This window comes from Caulobacter sp. 602-2 (assembly GCF_011043625.1).
Taxonomy (GTDB): Bacteria; Pseudomonadota; Alphaproteobacteria; order Caulobacterales; family Caulobacteraceae; genus Caulobacter.
The window spans coordinates 1-1,272 of the sequence record NZ_JAAKGT010000027.1; the positions used below are offsets into that span (position 1 = coordinate 1).

Sequence of the window (1,272 nt, forward strand, 5' to 3'; positions counted from 1 at the left end):
CATGCGCGTAGCGATGATTGGCACGGGCTATGTGGGCCTGGTGTCGGGGGCGTGCTTTGCGGACTTCGGTCACGTGGTGACGTGCATCGACAAGGATCCGCGCAAGATCTCGCGCCTGCTGGCCGGCGAGATCCCGATCTACGAGCCGGGCCTGGACGACCTGGTGGCCCGCAACGTCCGCGAAGGGCGGCTGTCGTTCACGCTGGAAGGCGCCCAGGCGATCAAGGACGCCGACGCGGTGTTCATCGCCGTGGGCACGCCCACCCGCCGCGGCGACGGCCACGCCGACCTGTCCTACGTCTACGCCGCGGCCGAGGAGATCGCCGGCCTGATCGACGGCTTCACGGTGGTGGTCACCAAGTCGACCGTGCCGGTGGGCACCGGCGACGAGGTCGAGGCGATCATCAAGCGGGTCAATCCGGCCGCCCAGTTCGCCGTGGTGTCCAACCCCGAGTTCCTGCGCGAGGGCGCGGCCATCGAGGACTTCAAGCGCCCCGACCGCGTGGTGGTCGGCGCCGAGGACGAGCGGGCCCAGGCGGTGATGCGCGAGCTCTATCGCCCGCTTTCGCTGAACGAGACCCCGATCGTCTTCACCGGCCGCCGCACCAGCGAGCTGATCAAGTACGCCGCCAACGCCTTCCTGGCGATGAAGATCACCTTCATCAACGAGATGGCCGACCTCTGTGAAAAGGTCGGGGCCGACGTGCAGCAGGTGGCCAAGGGCATTGGCCTGGACAAGCGGATCGGCGGCAAGTTCCTCAACGCCGGTCCCGGCTATGGCGGCAGCTGCTTTCCCAAGGACACCATCGCGCTGGTCAAGACCGCCGCCGACTACGGCGCGCCGACCCGGCTGATCGAGACCACCGTCGAGGTCAACGCCGCCCGCAAGAAGGCCATGGCCGACAAGGTCGCCGCCGTGCTCGGAACCGAGGACCTCTCGGGCAAGACCGTCGGCGTGCTGGGCGTGACCTTCAAGCCCAACACCGACGATATGCGCGACGCCCCCAGCCTCGACATCCTGCCGGCCCTGCAGGCCAAGGGCGCCAAGGTCCAGGCCTTCGACCCCGAGGGCCGTCATGAGGCCGAGGGCCTGCTGCCGGGCGTGACCTTCGTGGCCGGCCCCTACGAGGCCGCGCAAGGCGCCGACGTGCTGCTGATCCTCACCGAGTGGGACCAGTTCCGCGCCCTGGACCTGGACCGCCTCAAGCTGCTGCTGGCCGCCCCCGTCGTCGTCGACCTGCGCAACGTCTACAAGCCCCACGAAATGGTCCG

The 1,272-nt window shown here is 68.9% G+C and carries 1 protein-coding gene; it reads left to right on the top strand.

What is annotated here, in order from left to right:
- Nucleotide 1: 1 nt before the first annotated feature.
- The coding region (locus tag G5B46_RS24090) for a UDP-glucose/GDP-mannose dehydrogenase family protein (protein WP_165263216.1) at nucleotides 2-1,272 on the top strand (1,271 nt) is incomplete at its 3' end.